Genomic DNA, 26993 nt, shown 5'->3' on the forward strand with positions numbered 1-26993 from the left:
TTCGTGGTTGTGATCACAGAATTATAGTCAAATTGGCTGCTACTATTTCTGTAACAACGAACTAATACACAGAGTATCGGTTCAGATTTCATCGTGAATGACAGTGAAGAGAGGTTGATTGTGAAAGTACTGGTAACGGGCGGCATGGGTTACATCGGAAGTCACACATGTATTCAAATGATGCAAGAGGGCATGGAGCCCATAATTGTAGACAACCTTTGCAACAGCAAAGAGCTAGTACTGGAGCGAATCAATGCACTAGCCGGTCAAACACCAACATTTTACCTTGGCGATATTCGTGATGAATCCTTCTTAGATGGTGTTTTTTCCAAGCATGACATTCAAGCCGTCATTCATTTCGCTGGCCTAAAAGCGGTAGGCGAATCAGTCGCTAAGCCTTTGGAGTACTACGATAACAACGTAAATGGGTCTCTGGTTCTAGCGCGCAGCATGAAGAAAGCAGGCGTGAAAAGCATCGTGTTTAGCTCTTCGGCAACCGTGTATGGCGACCCTGATATTGTGCCGATCACCGAAAGCTCACCAACGGGCGAAACCACGAACCCTTATGGCCGCAGTAAGTACATGGTCGAAGAGTGCTTGAGTGATTTGTTCAACGCTGAAAACGACTGGAGCGTCACTTTACTGCGCTACTTTAACCCTGTTGGCGCACATCCGTCAGGCACCATGGGTGAAGACCCGCAAGGCATTCCAAACAACCTAGTACCGTTCATCGCACAGGTTGCCGTTGGCCGTAGAGAGAAACTTTCTATCTTTGGAAACGATTACTCAACCGTTGATGGTACGGGCGTTCGTGATTACATCCACGTGATGGATCTGGCTGATGGCCACGTAGCAGCATTAAAAGCCGTGGCCGAGAAGTCGGGTTTGCACATTTACAACCTAGGTACAGGTAAAGGCTCGAGCGTACTTGAGATGGTTGAAGCCTTTGCACAAGCATCGGGCAAGCCAGTTCCTTATGAACTTTGCCCGCGCCGTGCTGGTGATATTGCCGAATGTTGGGCAAGCACTGAAAAAGCAGAGCGTGAACTGGGTTGGAAAGCGACACGCAGCGTGATGGAAATGACGGCGGATACGTGGAAATGGCAGTCGAATAACCCAAACGGTTATTCCCCTTCGTAATTGAAGTCGCAGCGTTGTTGGATGTAATTCCAATTTTATTGGTGAATGCAGATGAAGAGATATTTTGAATCTCCTTGTAGAAGAATTATTCGTCTTGGTGAATTGACCAAGACACAAAAATTAAGAGCAATGTAAGTATGTCAAAAGTTGAATTTAACCCAGTAGACCACCCGCATCGTCGTTATAACCCACTAACGGGTCAGTGGATCTTAGTATCACCGCACCGCGCTAAACGCCCGTGGAGTGGTCAAGACGAGAAGCCATCGACTGAACAACTTCCTGAGTACGAGAAAGAGTGTTTCTTGTGCCCGACCAACACACGTATCTCGGGTGACGAAAACCCAGATTACGAAGGTACTTATGTGTTCAGTAATGATTTCGCGGCGTTGATGCCTGATTCGCCTGACGCTCCAGAGTCTGACAACCCTCTATTTAAGACTCAAGGTGTTCGTGGGTTGAGCCGCGTTATCTGTTTCTCTCCAGACCACAGCAAAACGTTGCCAGAGTTACCGGTGAACAAAATCCGTGGTGTGATTGAAACCTGGAATGAACAGATTGAAGAGCTTGGTAAAGACTACCTATGGGTTCAAGCGTTTGAAAACAAAGGCGAGACCATGGGCTGTTCTCAGCCTCACCCACACGGTCAAATTTGGGCGAACAGCTTTTTGCCAAACGAGATTGAACGTAAAGAAAAGCTGCTAAAAGAATACTTCGAACAACAAGGCTCAAACCTATTAGTGGATTACGTTGAAGCTGAAATGAAAGACGGCTCACGCACTGTGGTTGAAACGGAACATTGGATTGCCGTAGTGCCTTACTGGGCGGCGTGGCCATTCGAAACTATGTTGCTGCCAAAAACGCACATTCGCCGTATGAGTGAACTGACTGACGAACAACGTGATGACTTGGCACTTGCGATCAAGAAACTGACTAGCCGCTACGACAACTTGTTCCAATGTTCATTCCCATACTCGATGGGTTGGCACTATGCGCCGTTTTTTGAAGAAGGCACCGACATCGACCATTGGCAACTGCACGCGCTTTTCTACCCGCCACTACTACGTAGCGCATCGGTTCGTAAGTTCATGGTGGGCTACGAAATGTTGGCGGAATCGCAACGTGATTTGACCGCAGAACAAGCAGCGCAACGTCTTCGCGATTTGAGTGACGTTCACTACAAAGAGCAGTAATACGAAGCTTCTTAAGTAACAAACGAGATTCCTGATATCTCGTCCCTCGATTCTGGAATGACGACAGCTGAGAAACCTAGGAGCTTAAATACCTAGGACTTTAGAAGCTCATTAGCTTAGAAACTTAGCCGCTGATGTTGTCATTTTCTACCGAGATGAACGGACAGGATAGGGAATTTCAAAGAATTAAAGTGGTGCCATGAAGGGGCCATAACCAATTGAACAAAGAGTTTAAGCAGAGAGTTTACTTATGTCTGATCTAATCCAAAACGTGAAAGCATCTTTTGAGCAAGTCCTTGGTTACCAAGCGACTCACATCGTTCAAGCGCCAGGTCGTGTGAACCTGATTGGTGAACACACTGACTACAATGATGGTTTTGTTCTGCCGTGTGCCATTAACTACCAAACCGTTGTCGCAGCAGCAAAGCGCGATGACAACATGGTGCGTGTTGTGTCTGTCGACTACGATAATGCGGTAGACGAATTCGATATCACGCAAGAGATTACCTTCCAACAAGACAAGATGTGGGCGAACTACATTCGTGGTGTGGTGAAGTGTTTAATTGGTCGTGGCTACCAGTTTAAAGGTGCGGATCTTTCTGTCTCTGGCAACGTGCCTCAAGGTGCGGGTTTGAGTTCATCAGCGGCACTAGAAGTGGTGATTGGTCAGACATTCAAGGTGCTTTACAACCTAGAGATCACTCAAGCGGAAGTGGCGTTGAATGGTCAGCAAGCAGAGAACGAATTTGTGGGCTGTAACTGCGGCATCATGGATCAAATGATCTCGGCTGAAGGCCTAGCGAATCACGCGATGCTTTTGGATTGTCGTAGCCTAGAAACTCAAGCGGTTTCGATGCCAGAAGACATGGCGGTGGTGATCATCAATTCAAACAAGAAACGTGGCTTGGTCGACAGTGAATACAACACACGCCGCGAGCAGTGTGAAGAAGCGGCTCGCTTGTTCGGTGTGCCTGCACTGCGTGATGTAACGATTGAGCAATTCAAAGCGAAAGAGTCTGAATTGGATGAGATGGTTGCTAAGCGCGCTCGTCACGTGATTACCGAAAATGACCGTACAGTTGAAGCGGCTCAAGCTCTGCGTACTCATGACATGAAGCGCATGGGTGAGTTGATGGCAGAATCGCATGCATCAATGCGTGATGATTTTGAAATCACAGTTAAAGAGATCGATACGCTAGTGGATATGGTTAAAGAAGTGATTGGCGATCAAGGCGGCGTGCGTATGACGGGCGGTGGCTTTGGTGGTTGTATCGTGGCATTGGTTCCGCCAGCTTTAGTTGATGAAATTAAAACAACCGTTGAGCAGAAATATCAAGCAGCGACGGGTCTAAAAGAATCAATTTATGTGTGCCAAGCGAAAGACGGCGCTGGCCTAATTGAAGTAATCTAACTGCTTCGAGACTTAAGATAGTGCTTACCGAGTAAAAAGTTCATGGTAGGCCAAATACTAAAGCCTTTACCTCAACGTAGAGGCTTTTTACTGGCAGTAGAAGGAATTTAGAATGACACAAGCGCAGAACCTGCATCAATCCATGACAGAAACTGCAGACTATGATGGCCAACCTGCTCAGCTTGTCACGCTGTCGAATGCACAGGGCATGGAAGTGACATTCATGGATATTGGCGCAACGTGGTTGAGCTGTATCTTGCCAGTAAAAGGAAACAGACGAGAAGTGCTATTGGGTGTGAATTCAATGGAGAACTTCGAGAAGCAAGCCAGTTATATGGGGGCGACAGTTGGTCGTTATGCTAACCGCATTGCCAATGGTCGTTTCAAAATTGATGGTAAGAATTACAAGCTAGAAACGAACCAAGCGGGAAATACCTTACACGGTGGCCCGAATGGTTTTGATAAACGTCGCTGGAATATTGCTGAGCAAACTGAAACATCGGTTGTGTTTAGTTTGGTGTCAGCGGATGGAGACCAAGGTTTTCCGGGTAATTTGAACGTGTCGGTTCGTTATGAAATCACCGAAGATAATCGAGTCTCTATCGATTACACAGCCAACACTGATAAACCAACCGTAGTTAACCTAACTAATCATGCCTACTTCAATCTGCTCGGTGCAGAAGCAGGGCACGATTGCTTGTCTCACATTGTGAGTATCAACGCGTCTCAGTTCTTACCAACCAACTCTGTCGGCATTCCATTAGGCAACTTGAAATCGGTGAAATCGACCAGCTTCGACTTCACTCAGCCTATGATGATCTCAGAGCGTTTATTGGGTGATGAACAACAGAAAGCCGCCAAGGGGTACGATCACTCTTTCTTATTGGCTGACGGCTGTAAACGCACTCAATGTGCTGCGACCGTGACCTCGCCAGATGCGCTCGTCACCTTAAAAGTATTTTCAACCAAACCTGCGATGCAGCTATACACCGGAAACTGGCTTGGTGGCACACCAAACCGAAGTGGTGGCAGCTATGAAGATTACGCAGGTTTGGCATTAGAAACCCAGTTCTTACCTGACTCTCCTAATCACCCAGAGTGGAAGCAGGACAGTTGTATTCTCCAGCCTGAACAAGAATACCACTACCGTACCTGCTACCAGTTTGAATTTTCGGGGGATTCTTCAAACTAGTACGCTCTAGCTCAAAGCGGTGATGCCAACTTCTTTTGTTAATTTATGAATAGAGCGGTGTGATTGATTACGCTGCTCTTGGGGGATGAACAAAAGTGGCGCCTAGTAATCTACTACCTCATAGGGAATGATTGTTGGGTACGAGAGTAAGGTAGGAAAGCCCTAACAGAAGCGATTCTGTTAGGGCTTTTTTTGTTTGCTGTTTGGTCAGTGACCAGAACTTAGATTTTTTCTACCGAATTACGGCGCACCAAAGTTGGCGAGAACATCATTGGCTCTGCCGAAGTGTCTTCACCTTTGGCTAGGTTCAAGGCAAGTCGTGTTGCTTTCTCAGCCATCATTTGAATTGGGTAACGAATCGTAGTCAGCTTTGGATGAACATAGCGAGCAATTAAGCCATCATCGAATCCGATGATCGACATCTTCTCTGGCGCTTGGATTCCGTTCTCATCGAGTACCGACAAAGCCCCCGCCGCCATGTAGTCGTTGTAAGCCACAATGCCAGTGATTGGCAATGACTTAGTCAGCAGGTTCGTCATCGCATATTCGCCACCATCACTGGTTGGAAGAGCCTGTTCAACATAGCTTTCTGATAACTCAATACCATACTCTTTTAGCGCGGCTTGGTAGCCTTCAACACGCTCGTTGGCATCTTCAATACTTGAAGAGGAGGCGATACACGCAATGTTTTTATGACCATGTCGGATTAAGTATTCAGTCGCGAGGAAGGCGCCTTTTTTGTTATCTAGGAAGATACAGCGATTGGCGATTTCTTCGATGTAACGGTTGATCAGCACTAAGCCTTTTACTTCTTTAGAGTAAGCAATTAGCTCCTCGTCAGTTAGGCCTTTCGAGTGAATGATTAGCGCATCACAACGGCTGTTGAACAGCAGTTCAATCGCTTGTTGCTCTTCTTCACGATTGTGAGAACCATTGCCCACCAAGATGTGTTTGCCGTTCTCTCTTGCAACGTTGTCGACCGACTTAACTAGCGTGCCGAAGAAAGGATCGGAAATATCACCAACCAATACACCGACGGTATTGGTGCTTTGGCTTACGAGCGCACGGGCATTGGCATTCGGGCGATAGCCGAGCTTTGCCATGGCTTTCGTTACCGATTCAATAGAGCTCGCACTGGCCTTCGGAGATTTGTTGATCACCCGAGATACGGTTGCGACTGATACACCGGATTCTTTTGCGACATCTTTAATTGTTGCCATTTTTAACCTCTATACATTGCTGCATCTATTTAACACCGACAATGAGAGCAAGGCAACGAAACTCTCATTTTACTTCCAGCAATGAGATCTTTACCACTTGTAATTATTAGGCTTAATGCTAGTGTAAACGTTTGTCATTTACTTAATTTTAGTAAACTTAATTGGTAAGTAATAAATCAATCAATATAGGAAGTGAGAAATGGATATTGTCTCTTATGGCGACTTTGCTAAGTTAGAAATGCGTGTGGGTAAGATCATTGAGGTTGTGCGTCATGAAAACGCCGACAAGCTTTACATCGTGCAAGTGGATGTGGGGGACAAGACGCTGCAAACGGTGACCAGCCTAGTCCCTTACTACACAGAAGAAGAGTTAATGGGTAAGCAGGTTGTTGTTTTGTGCAATCTAGCAAAGGCGAAGATGAGAGGCCACACTTCTGAGTGCATGTTGCTGTGTGCAGAAACGGAAGATGAATCTGAAAGTGTATTGCTAACACCAGAACGTGCGATGCCTGCAGGTATTCGTGTCGTTTAAGCTCGCTTTAGGTTGGTGAGTCAATGTGTTCACCAACCTAAATCAACTAGCTGCGCACGGTCAGTATCAAACCATCAATCACACTGTGGTGGTGATCGGAAACGCCAGCAAGGTTGCCGTATTTAGGCTGGTGGCGATCATTTTCTAATGGGTGGTGCCAACCTTGTGTATGTTCCACAAAGTGCGCGGCAAAGCTTTCAGACACTTCTAAACACCCGGCCATAACGGTATCGACGTAGGTTTGAACGATAGGACTATTTTCACAAGGCGCTGTAATATCGTCTTTAATGTATACCCAGATCGATTGATCCTGTTTGAAGTCAGTTTGGCTCTCTATCTGATCGGCTTTTAACTCGATTCGGTGATAACCACGTTCACGGCGATCAAACTCAGCCAAGGCTACATCATCGACTTCAAGCAAAACACCATTCACTTGCCCTTCACCAAGATTGACGATCAAAGGTGATAACACATAGCTGTCGTCGATCTTACTCCAGTGACGCACTAAGCCATGAACAATCGCAGGGATCGCTTGCCCAGTTTGACCAGTAAGTTGACGTGAGGATGAGTTGATCAAACTGCCATAACCAAAAATATACATCGCGTTCCCTGTCTGAGTTTTTTCATTTAAGTCTAACCTTACTATATGTGTCGCAATCGCAAAAGTCAGTAAGTTTTTATTTATACATCTATATGTCTTTATGACTCTTTTTGTTGTGTTTTTTTGACTTATTTATTGGCTAGTGAATCTTGTGAGTAGCTGTTTTACGGGCTTTATCGAATTGGCGCGTTTAATGCAGTGTGATCAGCAGATTGCATCGAATTTGATGCAAACCAAATTGGGTTTAGGTAATACCTTAGCCACTATCTGAGAATTAGGAGCGAGTTTGTTAAATATCACAGATAAAAGTGTAGAAGACGCGATTCCAGTCTACCTGCGTTTAGGCTTTCGACCATTCTTCTTTTTAGGCAGCCTCTATGCCGTGATTGCGATTGTGGCTTGGGTCATCATGTTCCAAAACGGTCAGCCAGAAATGCTAAAAGTACCGGCACTGTGGTGGCACGTGCATGAGATGCTGTTTGGTTTTTCGATGGCGATTGTTGTCGGCTTTGTACTTACTGCCGTGCAAACTTGGACGGGGGTCAATGGTACCAAGCATTATCGATTAGCTGTGCTAGTCGGATTGTGGTTGGCGCCTCGTATTCTGTTTTGGACACCAGCGCCGTTATGGCTGATCTCATCGGTTGAGGCGCTGTTCTTAATCTTCGCCGCTTACGAGATTGGCTTTCGAGTTGTAAAATCGAAAGGATGGAAGAACCTGTTCTTTATTCCGCTCTTTATACTGGCTATCGTGGCTAACTTTGCGAGCTACGCGACCATTAAGGGCATGCCTCCATTCCCGTCGTCTGCAGTATGGCAAGCGATGTTGTGGTGGTTTACTTTGCTATTATCTGTAATGGGCGGACGAGTGATTCCATTCTTCACCGCTCGTCGCTTCGACTTTGAGAAAGCGCAGCCATTGGTTTGGTTGGAATGGTTGGCAAACTTGCCTTTGGTAGGGCTGTTTGTTCTGAGCTTCTTCCCATTAACCTTTGCTCAAGTAGGCAATGAGCTGATGGTTTTTGCTGGCGTAACTCAGTTAGTCCGCTTTATTCGTTGGAAGCCTTGGACAACATTATCTGAGCCTTTAGTGTGGTCACTGCATGCGGCTTACTTGTGTATCCCTTTAAGCTTGCTGCTCAGAGGTTTATTAGACAACCCATTTGCCAGTCATAACATGCTGCACCTGTTTGCTATTGGTGGCTTGAGCGGTTTGATTCTTGCGATGATTACGCGCGTGACCATGGGGCACACCGGTCGTGCTATCTATAAAGGGCCAAGCATGGCTTTGGCGTTCTCGGCTATTTTTGTAGCAGCGCTCGTACGTGGCTTAGGCGTGACTTTCTTCCCGGCTTATCTGTTTGAGATGGTTAACCTCAGTGCAGGCTTATGGACGTTGGCTTTCGGTCTGTTTATTTGGAAATTTGGCATGATGCTACTAACACCGCGAGTGGATGGTCATCCGGGCTAAGTTAATTTCAGTCTATACAGCATTGGAGTGTGATCCGCTGCAAATATTTGCAGCAATATTCATTGATTTGTGCTCTAATATCGCGCTTACCAAGGGATGGTGTTAAAAGATGCTCACTTAGATGGAGTTATCAAAGTTGACCGATCCCTTAATGATCTCCCTTAGGAAAAAATAGAACATGTCTAAGAACAAAAAATTTGATATCCGCATTACAGAAAAACGCAACGGTTGGTGTGCAGAGATTACTCGTCAAGTAACGTCTCGCAGCACAACAGTATCTAAGCGTGAGTCTGGTTTCGAAACTGAAGCTCTTGCACAAGAGTGGGCAGAGAAAGAGCTAACCTCTTTCATCGCAAACCAAGCTGAACGTAACGAGCGTAAATCAGAACAGCGTAAAGAGCGTGACGAACTGCGTCACACTAAAGAGCTTAAAGCTGAGCAAGCACGTGAAGCACGCGCTAAAGCTCGTGCAGAAGAGCAAGAAGACGCTGAGTAATTCGGTGCACGATTAATTTATAGATCCCTTAATTTTAAGATAAGGGACCTATATAAACAAAAGCCCCAATATAGGTGACTATATTGGGGCTTTTTCGTGTGTGGAGTCCGTTTTCAATTTTGTCTAGGGCGATTGTTTTTGACTGGTCGCTGCTAGATTTTAATTGCGAATACAACAACCCGATCAGTTGTTGAGCGCAGTTAGCCAATCGTCTTCTGCTACTTCTTCAATGTAGCTCTCTACAGATTGTCCCACTTCTTCATCGTCTTGCTTGAAGTAAGCGATGTGGAACACAGCATCACCTTCGTTCACTAAAGGCAGAGTTTGCTGACCAATCACGATACCGCCTTTGGTCGTGATCACTTGACCTTCTTGGTGACCCAATGGAGAACTAATGTAAGCCAGAGTTTGCCCGGCTTCAACTTGTTCACCAAGCCCTACCATATTACGCAAGATGCCGTCTGATTCAGCGCGGATCCAACTGGTCGATTTACTCAATACTGGCTCTGGCAACTTCTTACGGTTCGGGCGCAACATACCGATTTCTTTCATAACTTGGTGAGCGCCAAGGTAACCGGCACGGATCGCTAAGGGATCAAAACGCAGAGCTTCACCACCTTCGTAAGTCAATACAGGAATCCCCAGCTTTTCGGCTTCGCTACGCAGTGAGCCGTCACGTAGGGGGGAATCAATGATCACTGGTGTTGCAAACGCTTTGGCAATGCGCAGTGTTTCGGGGTTCGACAGGTTTGCACGAATCTGTGGCAGGTTCGTACGGTGAATCGCCCCCGTGTGTAGATCCAAGATGTAATCACAGTGCTTCGCCACGTTCTCGAAGAAAGTGTGAGCGATACGTGATGTTAGCGATCCTTTCTCACTACCTGGGAAACAACGGTTTAGGTCACGACGGTCTGGTAGGTAACGAGACTTATGGATGAAGCCGAACACGTTAACGATCGGCACAACAATTAAGGTACCTTTCAACTTCTTCGGATCGATAGCATTGGTTAACTGTCGGGCAATCTCGACACCATTTAATTCATCGCCGTGGATCGCTGCGTTTACCATCAGTGTTGGACCCGCTTGGCGACCGTGAATGATTTCAATCGGGATCGAAAGTGGAGAGTGTGTATAAAGCTGAGCTGCTTGCAGTTCAATTTCCATTCGTTGCCCTGGCTGAACAGTATAACCAAGTAATTCGAATGGTTGATTAGGTTTTAGTCTTGCCATTTAGGTTGTTCTCAACATGGTGATAATTCGTTAACACGGAATGTATCAATCGTTGATTTTTAGTACGAATCAATCACTTTACGGTCACGACAAAAGATTTTTATGAAGGGGCTTATGAATTGGTTTCAATTTTTTACTGCGCTAATTATAGGGCGTTTCAAATTGTGAATTTCCTAACAATACATTGATTTAACTCTGATGTTGATCGTTAGCTAGCTTGGTAATATTCATCGCCATTTTTTACGGCCAAATTCAAATATCGAGATAAAAATGAAAAAAACAATTTCAAAAGTCGTTGCACTGGCGGCGGTTTCTGTCGCTTTATCTGGTTGTGTTGGTAGTAACGCAGTAACGGGTTACTTAATGAAGTTTAATGTTAAGGCTGTCGATAACCGTTACGCACGTGGTGGTTTGAACATGCTACTTGCACCAGCTTACGGCCTAACGATTGCTGCCGATTACCTGGTATTCAATTCACTAGAGTTCTGGACGGGTAGCAACCCACTAACGGGTTCTCCGCACATCTTTGATACAAAGACTGACACTTACCTAGACATCAATAACCAACTTGACCCGTCTCTAACGGAAGCGCCAATAGGCCCTATTACGAGTGTAGATGTGATTGAGAAAGGTCAAATGCAGCAGATTGATGAAAACACGATCCAAATGGACATTACTTACCAGTCTGGTGAGCGTGCGACGTTAATCGGTGTTCGTGATGGCGAGATGGCGACGTACTTTATTGATGGCGAAGTTGTGGCACAAACTTCAATGGATGAGCTAGAAAGCTACGCGGCTACACGCGCTTAGTTATACTAATCGTAGTAAATAACTGGTCACCCTAGCTTGTTAAAAATCTCGATAACTGCGTTGTGATTTTTGATTGTAGAATAACTACTTATCAGAAAATTACGCCTTGTTCTCAAGCCTTTTTCCTGCGCTATTTCTGAACACTTACTGGGATTGGTATTACTTCTTTAGTCACAAATAGTCGATTAACAAATATTAGATACAAAAACAGGTACTCATTGAGTACCTGTTTTATTTTGTCTCAAATAAAAGGTGCTTAATGAAAAGCACGATTTACTCAACAAACATAGCTTATCGATTATGCTTTTTCTGGGATTGCTTCAAGCAGTGCAACCATTTGGTTCCAGAATAGATCAACGGTATCAATCTTCACTTTCTCGTCTGGAGAGTGAGGGAATTTGATCGTTGGGCCGAAAGAAACCATATCCATGTTCGGGTAAGGTTCTTTGAATAGACCACACTCAAGACCAGCATGGATAACCATGATATTTGGCTTGTGACCGTAGATGCCTTCGTACATGTCGCGGAAGATGTGCATGATTTCTGAATCTGCATCTGGCTTCCAACCTGGGTAAGCACCAGAGAACGCGATGTTAGCACCTGCTAGGTCAGCAATAGAGTGAAGCATGCTTTCTACTTGGCTACGACCTGAGTCGATAAGGGAACGGATCAGGCAAAGCACTGTGATTGAATTCTCTTCTGTCGTGATCACACCTACGTTTAGAGATGTTTCCACAACACCTTCAATCTCGTCACTCATACGAATCACGCCGTTTGGTGCAGCGTTAAGTGCAGCGATAAAGCGCGTCTGTTCTGCTTGTGCAAGAGTACCCATTTCAACGGCGACTTCTTCGTTGAATGTTACGATGCTGTCTTCGATTTTACCTAGTTCAGTTGATAGAAGCTCGGTGTAGTAGTTGTATAGCGAAGCCAGTTCCTCTTGGTTTGCAGCAGGAACTGCAACCGTTACGAAACCTTCACGAGGAATTGCGTTACGAAGGCTACCACCTTTGAACTCTACGATGCGAAGGTCTAGCTTTTTTGCGTGACTTGCTAAGAAACGGGCAAGTAGTTTGTTTGCGTTTGCACGACCAGTATGGATGTCACAACCCGAGTGACCGCCTTTAAGGCCTTTAAGTGTTAGCTTGCGCGTTACGAAATCTGCAGGAATAGCATCTCGAGTGATGTCGAAAGTCATTGTACCGTCGATACCGCCAGCACAACCCATGTATACTTCACCTTCTTGCTCTGAATCGGTATTAAGAAGGATATCGCCTTCTAACCAACCCGCTTCAAGACCGAAAGCACCTGTCATTCCTGCTTCTTCATCTACAGTGAGTAGAACTTCGATAGGGCCGTGCTTGATTTCGTTTGAAGAAAGAACCGCTAGGCAAGAAGCCATGCCCATGCCGTTATCAGCGCCAAGTGTTGTGCCTTTTGCTGTAACCCACTCACCATCAATGTATGGCTGGATAGGATCTTTAGCGAAGTCGTGAACCGTGTCTTCGTTCTTTTGTGGAACCATATCGATGTGCGCTTGCAGCACCACACCTTTTTTGTTTTCCATGCCTGGCGTTGCAGGTTTAGTAATGAAGACGTTACCCGTTGGGTCGCGACGCACATTTAAACCTTGCTCTGTTGCCCAAGCAATAATGTATTGAGCTAGCTCTTCCTCATGCTTAGAAGGATGTGGGATTGAGCAAATCTTATCGAAGAACTGCCAAATAGGGGCAGGGGATAATTTACTGATCTCAGAATGGAATTCAGACACGGATGACTCCTTTTTTATTTGGTAACCATATATTTAGGATTCTTATGGGTAAAAACCTAGAACAAAAATCTAAAATATGGGTCTGTTTTGATGGTAACAGCATACCACTTGAGTGTTTTGACGAGTAGCGCTTCTAAACCTCAAACACCTCAAATTTTGAAAGCGACTTTGTCCATCCGATCATAACTAAGCACTTTGATGCTTATAAATAACCCAAATAAACGTTTGTCTGAGTCTTTTTTGTAATTTAATTACATTTATGAGTTTGAGTGGTGATCTTATTTAGTTAAAAGTGTGACGTGGCGCAATAAAAAGTTGTAATATTTTTTCTTTAGGGTATATTAATAACCAACTTCTAAGGTGAAGAGTAAATGCTCAAAGGATGAGTCCGTTTTATCGCCTCCAAGGAACCGAGAAATCAAATTCGTTTTTTATTGATTTATTAAGGTGATAGTTATGAAAGGTTTACCATCTGCAATGTTCTGGCTTAACAGCTCTGTTTACACTAGCAACTTTGCATACCCTACAAGCTTTGGTTACTAATACCGTAAGCATGTAACTCGAACAGTTTTGTTCACCCCTATATATTGGAATTCTTTTACAACCCTTTTGGTTGACAGATTCTACCGCCACTCAGTTTTGAGTGGCGTTTTTTTTGCCTGCTACTTTTCCAAACCGCTTTAGCTTGTCATTTTCCCCTGCTGTTCTGCATGGTTGTTTTTTAAATGCCGAAATATCAATTTGCGCCTGATTACTGATCTTGTTGAAAAATACATAACTCTTGTGGGTTTGAATTCAGAGTTTAATGGCTAGATTCTCTATCAAAATAATTGATGGTCGAAAAAGTAACCAAGAACTTCCATCATGAATAATAGTATTAATTAACTGTTTATTATGATTATTTTCCCTAGTCATCTTCCTTTTTAATCGCTTTGTTTCATAAAGTATTCTGATAAATATCGATTAGAGCCTTAATTCTATCTGGAATTTGTTATTTGATAACTTTATAATCCACGGCCAATCGATTACGCAACCGTTTACTCTTATAGGATTCGATAATGTTCGAAAAGCTATTCAAACTCAGTGAAAATGGCACCAATGTGCGCACTGAAATCATCGCAGGTCTAACAACCTTCCTAACAATGGCTTACATTATTTTTGTAAACCCAATGATTCTAGCTGACGCAGGGATGGACCATGGCGCTGTATTTGTAGCAACCTGTTTAGCGGCTGCTATTGGCTGTTTTATCATGGGCTTTGTTGCTAACTACCCAATTGCTCAAGCACCAGGTATGGGGCTGAATGCATTCTTTACTTACGCTGTTGTAATGGGTATGGGTTATACGTGGCAAGTTGCTTTGGCAGCGGTTTTCGTATCGGGCGTAATCTTCATTTTCTTAAGTATCTTTAAGATCCGTGAATGGATTATCAACTCTATCCCTATGTCTCTGCGTGTAGGTATCTCTGCGGGTATTGGTCTTTTCCTTGCGTTTATTGCTCTTAGCAATGCTGGCATCGTTGTTTCTAACCCAGCAACCAAGGTTTCACTTGGTGATATTACCGCGATTGCCCCAACCCTAGGCGCACTTGGCTTTTTCCTTACGATTGCTCTTGTTCATCGTGGTGTGAAAGGCGCAGTAATGATCGCTATTCTAGCTATCACGGCTCTTGGTATTGTCATTGGTGATGTTCAATACGGTGGCATCATGTCTACACCACCAAGCCTAGCACCAACGTTCATGCAGCTTGATTTCTCTGCGGTATTTGAAATAGGTATGATTTCAGTCGTATTCGCATTCTTGTTCGTCGATTTGTTCGATACTGCGGGTACTTTGGTGGGGGTTGCAACGAAAGCAAACTTAATCAAGGAAGACGGTAAACTTCCTCGTTTAAACAAAGCACTGCTTGCTGACTCAACAGCAACGTCTATTGGTGCATTGCTAGGTACATCAAACACGACTTCTTATGTTGAAAGTGTTGCAGGCGTAGCTGAAGGCGGTCGTACAGGTCTAACTGCGGTTGTAGTTGGTATCTTATTCCTACTGGCTCTTTTCTTCTCGCCACTTGCAGGTATGATTCCGGCTTACGCAACATCAGGCGCATTGTTCTATGTAGCTATTTTGATGATGTCTGGCCTCGTGGGCATTGATTGGCGTGATCTTACGGAAGCTGCACCTGTCGTGGTAACATGTCTGCTAATGCCGCTGACGTACTCTATCGCTGAGGGTATTTCACTTGGTTTCATCGCTTACGCTGTCATTAAGCTGCTAAGTGGTAAAGGTCGCGACGTTTCACCTGCTGTGTGGGTAATGTCGGCTATCTTTATTCTTAAATACATTTTCGCTTAATCGTCTAGATTTCTGCTTAACCGCTGAAGAGGCTATATTTAGCATAGCCTCTAATAACATGACAAAATTATTAGGTTTTATACTATGAGCAACAAATTCGTTATCACTTGGGACAACATGCAGACTTACTGCCGTCAACTAGCTGAAAAGCAAATGCCAGCAGAGCAGTGGAAAGGTATCTGGGCGGTCAGCCGTGGTGGTTTGGTTCCTGGCGCAATCTTGGCTCGTGAATTGGGTATTCGTCACGTAGATACGATTTGTATCTCGAGCTACGACCACGATCACCAACGTGATATGACAGTCGTTAAAGCGCCTGAAGGTGACGGTGAAGGTTTCTTAATCGTTGAAGATCTTGTTGATAGTGGTGACACTGCACGCAAGCTTAGCGAAATGTACCCTAAAGCGAAATTAATCGCAGTATGTGCAAAACCATCTGGTGCGCATTTACTCGATGAATACATTGTTGATATCCCTCAAGACACATGGATTGAGCAACCTTGGGATACGAGCCTAAGCTACGTTGAGCCAGTAAATCGCAAGTCAAAATAAGCGCAAGCTAAATTTTTTGAGAAATGACCCATCATAGGGTCATTTTTTTTTATATGATGAGTGACAACCATTTCTTATTAAGTATTCCAATGTCTGAATCAAAAGAAACGAGCTCAAACCTTTCGGAAACCTTGTTTGTTAAGCATAAGCAGGCCAAAGAGACCTCAATGCTAACGTGTTACATGCCCAGCTCCGAAGCGTTGCTCGGCGAGAAGCGTAAGCAGCACAATTCATCATGGTACCGAAACTTAAGACGTCTGCAGTGGGTATGGCAAGGGGTGAATCCAATAGAGCAAGAAGCTGTATTGGCTCGAATTGCGTCATCAAAGAACTCCCGAACTACTGATGAGTGGTTAGACACTGTGATGGGTTACCGCAGCGGTAACTGGGCTTACGAGTGGACTAAGCTAGGCATGCAGCACCAAAATAGTTCGAACGAAAAGAGTGGTGAAGAGATGGCAGAAGAATTGTTCTCTGCATCTTTGTGCTTCAGCATTGCGGGCTACCCACATCTTAAGAACGACAGCCTTGCAGTCCAGGCTCAAGTATTGGCGAACGCCGCTTATTCTGAAGCGATTAAGCATACCAAGCTGATCGTCAAACAGATTGAGGTGCCATACCAAAACAAGAAAATCAAAGCGAATTTGCATTTAACCAAAACGGACAAGCCACAACCCGTTGTGATTGTGAGTGCTGGCTTGGATAGCTTGCAAACTGATATGTGGCGCTTGTTTAGAGATTACTTAGCACCGAAGAACATTGCGATGCTAACCGTAGATATGCCATCGATAGGGCACAGTTCACACTGGCCACTAACCGAAGACTCTTCTTGTCTGCATCAAGCCGTGTTGAATGAACTGCCTAACATTCCGTGGGTGGATCATCATAAGGTCGGGTTATTTGGTTTCCGTTTTGGTGGCAATGCAATGGTGAGGTTATCTTTTATCGAACAGCGCAAGCTTAAAGCTTGTATCTCTTTAGGTGCTCCAATCCACGATATCTTCGTTCATGCCGATAAGTTAAAGCAGATGCCTAAAATGCATTTGGATGTGTTGGCTTCTCGCCTTGGTAAAGGTGCGGTGGATATCAATAGCCTTTCTGGACAATTGATGGCGTGGTCGCTCAAAGTTCAAGGTTTGTTATCTAACAGTAAGACGAGTGTCCCTATTTTGGCATTGGCTTTGGAGGGCGACCCGGTGTCGCCACATACGGATAATCAACTGGTTGCTATTTACAGTGATTACGGTAAAGCGAAGAAAATCAAAACTAAATCAATTACACAAGGTTATGAGCAATCCCTCGAATTGGCGATAAAGTGGCTTGAGGATGAATTATTTAGGTGACATTTCTCCGAAATTAGTTAAGCATGAAAAGTGTACAGATTAAGTACCTGATACTCAGTGATTATTTATAAAATCAAAGGCTATTTAGCCGTTTGCTTTAAACCTGAGTAACGTCATTCTTAACATTGAAGATGGAGATTCAATATGTCAGAAGTGACACAACAACCTACTCACTATCGTTTGCTTAATGTTTTAAAGGCTATTGGCCCTTACCTAAGAGAGCCGCAATCAAAAGAGGGGCACTATATTTTTGATTGTTTGTCTGTGTGTGTGAACGATAAAAAATCACCAGAAGAACGTGAGTTCTGGGGCTGGTGGTTGGAGCTAGATAAGTCGGAAGAGGGATATTCGGCGAAATACAACATCGGTAAATACAACACTGATGGTAATTGGGATTCTTTGCCACTGCCTAAGAAAGCGGTCACCGAAGTATCTCGAACTCAAGAAGCCTTTCATAAAAAGTTGGTTGATGAACTTCAAACTAAATTTGAAATCAGCGTTCAATTCGACGAAGAGTCTGTCGAATTCATCTGATTTTAAAGGTTAGTCTTCTCTATAAAGCAAAAAGGTGCGATTTCGCACCTTTTCTACTTGTGAATTCCCCTGTTGATTGCTAAAACATCACCTCTTATTTGTTTTTATCCATAAAAGACTTCATGACAATAAATCATCAAAGCGGGACAACAACACAGCGTAAAACTGTCGTTGTTAAACTGGGTACCAGTGTCTTAACTGGTGGAACATTGGCATTAGATCGTGCTCACATGGTTGAGCTGGTTCGTCAATGTGCTGAATTAAAAAAACAAGGCCACTCAGTGGTTATGGTTTCGTCTGGCGCAATGGCTGCAGGGCGTGAGCACCTTGGTTACCCCGCACTTCCCAACTCAATGGCAAGCAAGCAGCTGCTGGCGGCCGTTGGGCAAAGCCAGTTGATTCAAGCTTGGGAGTCTTTGTTCGCTATTTATGGCCTTAAGATTGGCCAGATGCTGCTGACTCGCGCTGATCTTAATGATCGCGAGCGTTTTCTAAATGCACGAGACACGATTAATGCATTAGTCGACCACGATATTATCCCCGTGGTTAATGAAAATGACGCAGTAGCGACCAGCGAAATTAAAGTGGGTGATAACGATAACTTATCAGCATTGGTTGGTATTTTATGTGGCGCAGATAAGCTCCTTTTGTTAACCGATCAAAAAGGTCTGTTTACGGCAGACCCTCGTAAAGATCCAAATGCAGAGCTCATCAAAGAAGTAAAAACGATTGATGACACACTACGTAAGATCGCAGGCGGCAGTGGTACTACGTTGGGTACTGGCGGCATGGCAACCAAACTGCAGGCGGCTGATATTGCTCGTCGTGCGGGGATTGAAGTGATTATCGCGGCGGGTAGTGCTGAAAATGTGGTGTTCGACTCATTGAGTGACAGCCCACAAGGCACCCGTTTCTTGCCTTTAGCAGAAGCACTTGAGAACCGTAAACGTTGGATTTTAGCTGGCCCAGCTTCTGTCGGTCACATCGTGGTAGATGATGGCGCAGTCAATGCTGTACATACTAAAGGCAGTAGCTTGTTGGCTAAAGGGGTCGTTCGAGTTAAAGGCGAATTCTCTCGTGGTGAAGTCACTCAAGTCACAGATAGAAAAAGTAAAGTCATTGCGCGTGGTATCGCCAGTTATTCGAGCCAAGACCTAGCGAAAATAGCGGGTAAGCACAGTAAAGATATTGGTGACATTCTTGGTTACGACTATGGTTCAGAGGTCATTCACCGTGATGACCTGGTTGTGATTCAAGAGTAGCTCGTGATGATAAGGCGATGAACTGCGGAGCTAGCTCTAGCATATAGCTTTAGTTTTTAGCATTTAGTCTCTAGCTTTAGCATTTAGTTTTAGTAGGTAGTGCGAATCGCCTTTTTACATCCAAAGACAGACAGAATTTAGGGAGAGTTAAACGTGGATTTAACTAACATGGGGATTGCAGCAAAAGAGTCTGCTTTCCACCTAGCGACTGCATCAACGGCGCAGAAGAACAAGGCATTGGCGATTATCGCTGATGAGTTAGAAGCAAACGCAGCAACGATTTTAGAAGCGAATGCGAAAGATATCGAACTTGGTCGCGAAGCGGGTCTGACCGATGCACTGCTTGATCGTCTACTTCTTAACGAAGAGCGCTTAACAGGCATTGCTAACGATGTTCGTAATGTGATTAGCCTGAATGATCCGGTAGGTAGTGAGATTGACAGCAAAGTACTGGAAAACGGTATGTCACTGTCTCGTCGTCGCGTGCCACTTGGTGTGGTTGGTGTTATCTATGAAGCGCGTCCGAACGTAACCATCGATATTGCGGCACTGTGCCTGAAAACCGGTAACGCAAGCATCCTACGTGGTGGTAAAGAGACATTCTTCTCAAACATGGAGCTGGTCAAAGTTATTCAGTCTGCATTAGAGAAAGCTGAACTTCCTGCTGCATCGGTACAATACATCGAGAAACCCGATCGTGAACTTGTCTCTCAGTTGCTTAAATTAGATGATTACGTGGATATGATCATTCCTCGTGGTGGTGCTAGCCTGCACAAGATGTGTAAAGAGAATAGTACCATTCCAGTGATCATCGGTGGTTTCGGTATCAGTCATATTTTTGTTGATGAGAGCGCTGACCTTGAGAAATCTGTTGATGTGGTTGAAAACTCTAAAGTTCAACGCCCATCTGCGTGTAATTCACTAGATACATTATTAATACACGAAGCGGTTGCTGAAGCCTTCCTAGCTAAGCTAGCACAGCGTTTAGCGGGCAAGGTTACCTTGGTTGCTGACACTAGCGCAAAATCTCTGATAGCGGGTTTTGAAGACCAACGTGATGCGGTTGAAGGCGACTTTGACACAGAATGGCTAAGCTACACGCTAGGCGTGAAAGTGGTTGCGGACGTTGCAGAAGCGATTGACCACATGCGCGTACACAACGCGAGCCACTCAGATGCGATCATGACTAACAGTCTAGAGAGCTCAGAGCGCTTTATTAACTCAGTCGGTTCTGCTGCAGTCTATGTGAATGCATCAACACGATTCACTGATGGCGCACAGTTTGGTTTGGGTGCAGAAGTTGCAGTCTCTACTCAGAAATTGCATGCTCGTGGCCCAATGGGTTTAGAAGAACTGACAAGCTACAAATGGGTCGGCAAAGCGAACTATTTGGTTCGTGGTTAACGTTCGCGTTAGTTTTTCTCCTCTGTTGATTTTAGAAATTGCTATCGAATAGCAATAATTAATGAATACCACACAAAAGGGCCAATTAAGGCCCTTTTTCTTTCCTAACGTTTGGCAATTCCGTTACACTAATATTCAATTATTTGGAGGTGATATGCATTGTCCTTTTTGTTCAGAGAACGACACTAAAGTAATCGATTCAAGACTGGTAGCCGATGGCCATCAGGTTCGTCGTCGCCGTCAATGCCTTGCGTGTAGTGAACGTTTTACGACGTTCGAATCGGCAGAACTTGTGATGCCAAAAGTCATTAAGTCGAATGGAAACCGCGAACCATTTAATGAAGATAAAATGGTAGGTGGTGTTCAGCGTGCCCTAGAAAAGCGCCCAGTGAGTGCTGATGCCATTGAACTTGCGATCAGTACGATTAAATCACAACTCCGTGCGACTGGTGAGCGTGAAGTACCAAGCGAGATGATTGGTAACCTTGTGATGGGCCAATTGAAAGAACTGGATAAAGTAGCGTACATCCGTTTTGCCTCTGTTTATCGCAGTTTTGAAGACATCCGAGAGTTTGGCGAAGAAATCGCTAAATTAGAGGACTAACCCTTCAATCATGCCGATTTTTACTCCCCTAGATTTTCAAATGATGTCGCGCGCTATTCAATTAGCGAAGCGCGGCATTTACACCACTGCACCAAACCCGAATGTGGGTTGTGTCATTGTGCAAACCGACGGCCAGATCGTCGGTGAAGGTTTTCATGCCAAAGCGGGCGAGCCTCATGCCGAAGTGCATGCCATGCGAATGGCGGGTGACAAGGCAAAAGGCGCAACAGCTTACGTTACGCTAGAACCTTGTTCTCATTACGGTCGAACGCCGCCTTGTGCTGAAGGTTTGATTAAGGCTCAAGTTTCGAAAGTGATTTGCGCCATGCAGGACCCAAACCCTAAAGTCGCAGGGCGTGGTATCAACATGTTACGCGACGCAGGTATTGAGGTTGAAATCGGTTTGTTAGAGCAAGATGCTATCGACTTGAACCCTGCATTTATCAAGCGTATGCAAACGGGCATGCCATTCGTTCAGTTAAAAATGGCGGCCAGCCTTGATGGGCAAACGGCACTAGCAAATGGTCAGAGCCAGTGGATAACATCGCCAGAATCGCGTCGTGACGTTCAGAACTACCGAGCAAAATCAGGCGCGGTGCTATCAACCAGCCAAACGGTGATTGAAGACAACGCGTCGTTGAATGTTCGTTGGGCTGAATTACCAAGCAGCGCTCAAACTCATTACGCTGAAGACGAGCTGCGTCAGCCGATTCGCGTGATTCTTGATCGCCAAAATCAACTGCGCCCTGAGCTCAAGTTATACCAGGCGCCAACATCGGTATTGAGAGTCGCTGAAGCCTCTGCTGATATTACCGTTGGAACAACGGATGTTGGTCAGCTGGACTTACACGATTTGATGCGTCAATTACCTGCGAATCATATCGACCATATTTGGGTTGAAGCGGGCGCCACGTTGGCAAAAAGCTTGATTGAAGCGCAGCTGGTGGATGAGCTAATCCTCTATTTAGCACCTAAACTTATGGGCAGCGACGGGCGAGGTTTGATGGGCGCATTAGGGCTCACCTCAATGTCTGATGTGATTGACCTAGAAATTAAAGATGTTCGACAAGTTGGTGCGGATATTCGCATCGTAGCGAAACCCGTATTACGAAACCGATAGTAACGAAACTATAGTGGAAATAAATCCGCTCACAACATACATGTCGTTGACAACAAAAAGAGTTTTTAAATGTTTACAGGAATTGTAGAAGCCGTCGGTACATTGAGTGCAATCACTCCCCGCGGAGAAGACATCACCGTAACGGTTAACGTGGGAAAGCTTGATATGGCTGACGTTCAGTTAGGCGATAGTATCGCTACCAATGGTGTGTGTTTGACGGTTGTTGAGTTCAATGACCATAGCTACAGTGCAGACCTTTCACTTGAAACCCTGAAAAAAACGGGTTTTGTGGATTACCAAGCTGGCGACAAGGTCAACCTAGAGAAAGCAATGTTACCGACGACGCGTTTCGGTGGCCACATCGTATCGGGTCACGTTGATGGTGTAGGCGAGATTGTTGAGCGTAACCAAGTAGGGCGTGCGATTGAGTTTTGGGTAGAAATGCCAGCTGAAATAGCAAAGTACGTAGCTCAAAAAGGTTCAGTCACGGTTGATGGTATTAGCCTGACTGTGAATGATTTACGCAAGAATGCCTTTAAGTTGACTATCGTTCCTCACACCTCTTCAGAAACCACCATTGATCAATTCAATGTTGGTCGTAAAGTGAATCTAGAAGTCGATGTATTAGCGCGCTACATGGAGCGTCTACTACAAGGCCAACAGCAAGAGTCTGAGCCTGAATCTCGATTGACGATGGAATTCTTACAGCAGAATGGTTTTGCTTAAAAGTTTGTACAAAGCGCGCTAAACCCCGCTTTGTAAATCAGAGCAATATCATCAGGTTTAAATAGTGTCGGTTCTAGGAAGCAGAACCATTTCAAAGGATATAGAACAATGCCAATTAGTACTCCTCAAGAAATTATTGAAGACATTCGCCTAGGAAAAATGGTTATCCTGATGGATGATGAAGATCGCGAAAATGAAGGCGATCTGATCATGGCAGCAGAACATGTCACGCCAGAAGCGATTAACTTCATGGCGATGTATGGCCGTGGCTTAATTTGTTTAACGCTGACAAAAGAGCGTTCAAATCGCATGGGGCTAGCGCCTATGGTTCAAGACAACAATGCACAATATACCACCAACTTTACGGTTTCGATTGAAGCGGCAGAGGGCGTAACGACGGGGATTTCTGCATCAGATCGCGCTGTTACCGTTCAAGCTGCCGTAGCCAAAGATGCGAAAGCGGCTGACTTGGTTCAACCTGGTCATATCTTCCCTCTGACGGCGCAAGAAGGCGGCGTTTTAACGCGCGCTGGCCACACCGAAGCGGGGTGTGATTTAGCTCGTCTAGCGGGCTGTGAACCAGCTTCGGTTATCGTTGAGATCCTAAACGACGACGGTACTATGGCTCGTCGCCCTGATCTTGAAGTGTTTGCTGAAAAGCATGACATAAAGCTAGGCACTATTGCAGACTTGATCGAATACCGTAACAACACTGAAACAACGATTGAGCGTGTCGCACAATGTAACCTACCAACGGAGTTTGGTGATTTTGAGCTTGTGACTTACCGCGATACGATTGATAACCAAATCCACTACGCGATGCAAAAAGGTGACCTGTCTGTGGGCGCTCCTTTGGTGCGTGTTCACCTGCATGATACGTTTACCGACCTGCTTCATTCCGATCGTGGTACCGAGCGCAGCTGGTCGCTAGATAAAGCGATGAAGCGTATTGGCGACGAAGGCGGGGTGTTGGTTATTCTTGGTAATGAAGAGTCGTCTGATTCTTTGATTTACAAAGTGAAGACATTCGAAGCACAAGATAAGAACGAGCAGCCAACGATGGCGAAGAAGCAGGGGACGTCGCGCCGTGTTGGGGTAGGTTCTCAGATTCTACAAGACTTAGGCGTTCATGATATGCGCCTATTGTCTTCAAGCACTAAGCGTTACCACGCACTGGGTGGTTTCGGTCTTAATGTGGTTGAATACGTTTGTGAGTAGTCACTCACATATCAGTTTGTAGCAACATAAATTAATGATGACTCTGCTTGCTCTTTTGGTAATAAATTAAGCCCAAAGAGCATAGTTGCTGAGCTCATTTTTAAGTGTGTTAAATGTGGCGGTGGGCTACTTGTGGTTCCTAGATGGTTCGGAGTCGCGCTGCTTTATCATCTTTGCATCTCCGGTGTCCGTTCTTCTAAATTAGCATTAGATATTGCTCACAGTTTTGTGCTAGAATCCGGCGATTCTCACTTTATGAAAATAGTTAAAGGAAGGCTTATGAAAGTGATCGAGGGTGGCTTCCCAGCGCCAAATGCAAAAATTGCTATCGTTATTGCTCGTTTCAACAGTTTTATTAACGAAAGTTTACTTTCTGGTGCAATCGATACTTTAAAGCGTCACGGACAAGTAAGCGAAGACAACATCACTGTTGTTCGTTGCCCTGGTGCAGTTGAACTTCCACTGGTAGCGCAGCGCGTTGCAAAAACAGGTAAGTTCGATGCGATTGTATCTCTTGGTACAGTTATCCGTGGTGGTACACCTCACTTTGACTATGTTTGTAGTGAATGTAATAAAGGTTTGGCACAAGTGTCTCTGGAATACTCTCTTCCAGTTGCGTTTGGTGTTCTTACCGTTGATACGATCGATCAAGCTATTGAACGCGCAGGGACCAAGGCTGGTAATAAAGGTGCAGAAGCAGCACTTAGCGCACTTGAGATGATCAACGTTCTTTCTGAAATCGATTCCTAATGGGGGCCAGTGTGAAACCAGCCGCACGTCGTAATGCACGTCAATTTGCTCTACAAGCAATTTATTCTTGGCAAATTACTAAAGAAAATATTGCTACCGTTGAAGAACAGTTCTTATCTGGTGGTAAGTATGATGAAGAAGAGCATCATGCTACAGAGCCTGCTCTAGCTATGCCTGAAACAGACGTTGCATACTTCCGCGACCTACTAACTGGTGTTGCTCTTAGCCACATGGAACTTGATAGCAAGCTTCGTCCATTCGTATCTCGCCCTATGCAAGATCTGGATTTGATGGAACTCGCGCTTCTACGTTTAGCTATGTACGAGATGACTCGTCGTGAAGATGTACCATACAAAGTGGTTATCAACGAAGCTATCGAACTTGCAAAAGTATTTGCAGCAGAAGACAGTCATAAGTTTATTAACGGTGTGCTTGATAAAGCTGCGCCGCACGTTCGTAAGAAATAATACGTTCGTTTATTGAATATAAAGGTCAGCTTTTATGCTGGCCTTTTTTGTTACTAAATTATTGTGAAATCTAAAGATAGGGCATGTGATGTCTGGCGAATTTAACCTTATTGAAAAATATTTTGTAAATCGACAACCACAACGTAAAGATGTACACCTGGCTGCGGGCGATGATTGTGCCTTGGTAAAAGCCCCAAGTAATGTTGAGATTGCGATCAGTACTGACACTTTAGTTGCAGGCACGCACTTCTTAGCGGAAGCGAACCCTGCTTGGGTCGCACACAAGGCTTTGGCTTCGAATATTAGCGATCTTGCTGCTATGGGGGCGACTCCGTCTTGGGTTTCACTTGCTTTAACCATGCCTGAGGTCGATGAAGAGTGGCTTGCTCCATTTTGTGATTCGTTTTTTAAACTCGCAGACTACTTTGGTATTCAGTTAATTGGTGGTGACACAACGAAAGGGCCACTAAGCCTGACACTGACGGTGCAAGGTTTTGTGCCCGAAGGACGAGCGCTACGCAGAGATGGCGCGAAAATCGGAGACTGGATTTACGTCACGGGTAATTTAGGCGATAGCAAAGCTGGGTTAGACGTGTTACTTAACCCCGAAAAGAACAAAGCGAAGCCTTATGCGTTAGAGCTTGAAGAGAGACACTACCTGAGCACTCCACGCGTTTTGGCAGGTCAGGCATTAGTGAATCTTGCCTCGTCTGCCATTGACATATCAGACGGTATTATCGCCGACATAAAACATATCCTTAAGCGTTCTCAGGTTGGCGCTAGCATTGATGTTAGTTCGCTACCAATATCTTCTGAATTACGTCAATTCGCCCCTGATATTGAATCTGCCCAGCAATACGCCCTTACCAGTGGTGAAGAGTACGAACTGTGCTTTACTGTGCCTGAAGAAAATAAAGGTTCATTGGAAAGTGCTTTATCGCACACTGGCACAAAAGTCACCTGCATTGGGCAAATAAGACCTGTAGAATATTTTGAATTACACAATAATGGTGAACCGCTAAGCTGGGACTTAACTGGTTACGATCACTTTAAGGTTAATTGATGACAAACCCACTATCTCTTATTTCTCTTAAAAACCCTTGGCACCTGTTAGCAACGGGTTTTGGCAGTGGCTTATCGCCTATTATTCCTGGAACGATGGGTACGCTCGCGTCTATTCCATTGTACCTATTGTTGGTTCAATTACCTTTCCCTGCTTATATAGTAGCTGTTGTTATGAGTTGCATTATTGGTATCAAGATCTGCCAAGTGACGTCTGATGATATGGGCGTGCACGATCACGGTTCTATCGTATGGGATGAGTTTGCGGGTTTTTGGATTACCATGAGCCTAGTGCCGATGTTGAATATCCCTACTGATGATTGGAAGTGGTTATTCACTGGCTTTGTGTTATTTCGCTTTTACGATATGGTAAAACCATGGCCAATTGGTTGGCTAGATCAGCGAATCCACGGCGGTTGGGGCATTATGATTGATGATATTGTGGCGGGTCTTATGGCCGCTATCTCGCTGTATGCAGTTGCACATTTCGCTGGTTGGTTAGCTAATTAAAAATAGAAAATACCGAATAAGAACAAGGAATA

Annotated in this window: 27 protein-coding genes; 23 read left to right on the forward strand and 4 right to left on the reverse strand. The window is 44.9% G+C overall.

Going from position 1 to position 26993, the window contains the following annotated elements:
• Positions 1-120: 120 nt before the first annotated feature.
• The 4 genes from galE to galM all read left to right on the forward strand — a co-directional run bounded on the left by galE (position 121) and on the right by galM (position 4933).
• Entirely contained in the window at positions 121-1140 is a 1020-nt protein-coding gene (gene galE, locus OCU50_RS02995; RefSeq protein WP_060468439.1) for a UDP-glucose 4-epimerase GalE, read from the forward strand.
• A 137-nt stretch (positions 1141-1277) separates the two neighbouring features.
• On the forward strand, positions 1278-2330 hold the full coding sequence (locus tag OCU50_RS03000; protein ID WP_060468387.1) for a UDP-glucose--hexose-1-phosphate uridylyltransferase: 1053 nt from the start codon (positions 1278-1280) through the stop codon (positions 2328-2330).
• A 250-nt stretch (positions 2331-2580) separates the two neighbouring features.
• The gene (gene galK, locus OCU50_RS03005) at positions 2581-3741 is read left to right on the forward strand and encodes a galactokinase (RefSeq protein ID WP_060468386.1); all 1161 of its coding nucleotides are present in this window, start codon (positions 2581-2583) and stop codon (positions 3739-3741) included.
• Between the two features lie 112 nt (positions 3742-3853).
• Complete coding sequence (gene galM / locus OCU50_RS03010; protein ID WP_060468385.1) at positions 3854-4933, forward strand: galactose-1-epimerase; 1080 nt, start codon at positions 3854-3856, stop codon at positions 4931-4933.
• Between the two features lie 221 nt (positions 4934-5154).
• On the opposite strand, the gene OCU50_RS03015 is transcribed toward galM, so the two are convergent.
• Complete coding sequence (locus OCU50_RS03015) at positions 5155-6153, reverse strand: substrate-binding domain-containing protein (protein WP_060468384.1); 999 nt, start codon at positions 6151-6153, stop codon at positions 5155-5157.
• A gap of 199 nt (positions 6154-6352) precedes the next feature.
• Here OCU50_RS03015 and OCU50_RS03020 point away from each other — a divergent pair, with 199 nt between their 5' ends.
• The gene (locus OCU50_RS03020) at positions 6353-6685 is read left to right on the forward strand and encodes a tRNA-binding protein (RefSeq protein WP_060468383.1); all 333 of its coding nucleotides are present in this window, start codon (positions 6353-6355) and stop codon (positions 6683-6685) included.
• Between the two features lie 46 nt (positions 6686-6731).
• On the opposite strand, the gene OCU50_RS03025 is transcribed toward OCU50_RS03020, so the two are convergent.
• On the reverse strand, positions 6732-7286 hold the full coding sequence (locus tag OCU50_RS03025; RefSeq protein ID WP_060468382.1) for a gamma-glutamylcyclotransferase family protein: 555 nt from the start codon (positions 7284-7286) through the stop codon (positions 6732-6734).
• A gap of 286 nt (positions 7287-7572) precedes the next feature.
• Between OCU50_RS03025 and OCU50_RS03030 the strand changes: the two genes are divergently transcribed.
• Together OCU50_RS03030 and OCU50_RS03035 are read left to right on the forward strand one after the other, a co-directional pair.
• Entirely contained in the window at positions 7573-8757 is a 1185-nt protein-coding gene (locus OCU50_RS03030; RefSeq protein ID WP_060468381.1) for an NnrS family protein, read from the forward strand.
• A gap of 178 nt (positions 8758-8935) precedes the next feature.
• Positions 8936-9253 (forward strand): DUF3622 domain-containing protein, encoded by a 318-nt coding sequence (locus OCU50_RS03035; protein WP_060468380.1) that lies wholly within the window; start codon positions 8936-8938, stop codon positions 9251-9253.
• Between the two features lie 183 nt (positions 9254-9436).
• Here OCU50_RS03035 and OCU50_RS03040 read toward each other — a convergent pair whose 3' ends face one another.
• On the reverse strand, positions 9437-10483 hold the full coding sequence (locus OCU50_RS03040) for a succinylglutamate desuccinylase/aspartoacylase family protein (protein ID WP_060468379.1): 1047 nt from the start codon (positions 10481-10483) through the stop codon (positions 9437-9439).
• A 270-nt stretch (positions 10484-10753) separates the two neighbouring features.
• On the opposite strand from OCU50_RS03040, the gene OCU50_RS03045 reads away from it, so the two are divergent.
• Positions 10754-11293, forward strand: coding sequence for a DUF3332 family protein (locus tag OCU50_RS03045; RefSeq protein WP_060468378.1), 540 nt, complete (start codon positions 10754-10756; stop codon positions 11291-11293).
• A gap of 298 nt (positions 11294-11591) precedes the next feature.
• Here OCU50_RS03045 and OCU50_RS03050 read toward each other — a convergent pair whose 3' ends face one another.
• Positions 11592-13064, reverse strand: coding sequence for an aminoacyl-histidine dipeptidase (locus OCU50_RS03050; RefSeq protein ID WP_060468377.1), 1473 nt, complete (start codon positions 13062-13064; stop codon positions 11592-11594).
• A 456-nt stretch (positions 13065-13520) separates the two neighbouring features.
• On the opposite strand from OCU50_RS03050, the gene vcdP reads away from it, so the two are divergent.
• The 15 genes from vcdP to pgpA all read left to right on the forward strand — a co-directional run bounded on the left by vcdP (position 13521) and on the right by pgpA (position 26961).
• On the forward strand, positions 13521-13607 hold the full coding sequence (gene vcdP, locus OCU50_RS20795; RefSeq protein ID WP_016767614.1) for a small protein VcdP: 87 nt from the start codon (positions 13521-13523) through the stop codon (positions 13605-13607).
• 515 nt (positions 13608-14122) lie between these two features.
• Entirely contained in the window at positions 14123-15412 is a 1290-nt protein-coding gene (locus tag OCU50_RS03055; RefSeq protein ID WP_060468376.1) for an NCS2 family permease, read from the forward strand.
• Between the two features lie 84 nt (positions 15413-15496).
• Positions 15497-15961, forward strand: coding sequence for a xanthine phosphoribosyltransferase (gene gpt / locus OCU50_RS03060; protein WP_060468375.1), 465 nt, complete (start codon positions 15497-15499; stop codon positions 15959-15961).
• Between the two features lie 89 nt (positions 15962-16050).
• Complete coding sequence (gene frsA / locus OCU50_RS03065) at positions 16051-17304, forward strand: esterase FrsA (RefSeq protein ID WP_017056246.1); 1254 nt, start codon at positions 16051-16053, stop codon at positions 17302-17304.
• Between the two features lie 144 nt (positions 17305-17448).
• Positions 17449-17838 (forward strand): sigma factor-binding protein Crl, encoded by a 390-nt coding sequence (gene crl, locus OCU50_RS03070; protein ID WP_060468374.1) that lies wholly within the window; start codon positions 17449-17451, stop codon positions 17836-17838.
• Between the two features lie 122 nt (positions 17839-17960).
• Positions 17961-19100: a glutamate 5-kinase gene (proB, locus tag OCU50_RS03075; RefSeq protein ID WP_202603175.1), complete on the forward strand. Its 1140-nt coding sequence runs from the start codon at positions 17961-17963 to the stop codon at positions 19098-19100.
• A 153-nt stretch (positions 19101-19253) separates the two neighbouring features.
• On the forward strand, positions 19254-20504 hold the full coding sequence (locus OCU50_RS03080) for a glutamate-5-semialdehyde dehydrogenase (protein WP_060468373.1): 1251 nt from the start codon (positions 19254-19256) through the stop codon (positions 20502-20504).
• 154 nt (positions 20505-20658) lie between these two features.
• A complete protein-coding gene (gene nrdR, locus OCU50_RS03085; RefSeq protein ID WP_004734394.1) occupies positions 20659-21108 on the forward strand; it encodes a transcriptional regulator NrdR in 450 nt (149 codons plus the stop codon).
• 40 nt (positions 21109-21148) lie between these two features.
• Entirely contained in the window at positions 21149-22228 is a 1080-nt protein-coding gene (ribD, locus tag OCU50_RS03090) for a bifunctional diaminohydroxyphosphoribosylaminopyrimidine deaminase/5-amino-6-(5-phosphoribosylamino)uracil reductase RibD (protein ID WP_060468372.1), read from the forward strand.
• Positions 22229-22297: 69 nt separating this feature from the next.
• Entirely contained in the window at positions 22298-22954 is a 657-nt protein-coding gene (locus OCU50_RS03095) for a riboflavin synthase (protein WP_060468371.1), read from the forward strand.
• Positions 22955-23062: 108 nt separating this feature from the next.
• Positions 23063-24172: a bifunctional 3,4-dihydroxy-2-butanone-4-phosphate synthase/GTP cyclohydrolase II gene (gene ribBA / locus OCU50_RS03100; protein ID WP_060468370.1), complete on the forward strand. Its 1110-nt coding sequence runs from the start codon at positions 23063-23065 to the stop codon at positions 24170-24172.
• A gap of 279 nt (positions 24173-24451) precedes the next feature.
• Complete coding sequence (gene ribH, locus OCU50_RS03105; protein ID WP_004741508.1) at positions 24452-24922, forward strand: 6,7-dimethyl-8-ribityllumazine synthase; 471 nt, start codon at positions 24452-24454, stop codon at positions 24920-24922.
• A complete protein-coding gene (gene nusB, locus OCU50_RS03110; RefSeq protein WP_017056253.1) occupies positions 24922-25389 on the forward strand; it encodes a transcription antitermination factor NusB in 468 nt (155 codons plus the stop codon). The genes ribH and nusB overlap by 1 nt, the downstream gene beginning before the upstream one ends.
• Before the next feature lie 88 nt (positions 25390-25477).
• Complete coding sequence (gene thiL, locus OCU50_RS03115; protein ID WP_060468369.1) at positions 25478-26452, forward strand: thiamine-phosphate kinase; 975 nt, start codon at positions 25478-25480, stop codon at positions 26450-26452.
• On the forward strand, positions 26452-26961 hold the full coding sequence (gene pgpA, locus OCU50_RS03120) for a phosphatidylglycerophosphatase A (RefSeq protein ID WP_060468368.1): 510 nt from the start codon (positions 26452-26454) through the stop codon (positions 26959-26961). Before thiL ends, pgpA begins: the two co-directional genes overlap by 1 nt.
• Positions 26962-26993: the final 32 nt, after the last annotated feature.

This window comes from Vibrio toranzoniae, assembly GCF_024347655.1.
Classification (GTDB): domain Bacteria; phylum Pseudomonadota; class Gammaproteobacteria; order Enterobacterales; family Vibrionaceae; genus Vibrio; species Vibrio toranzoniae.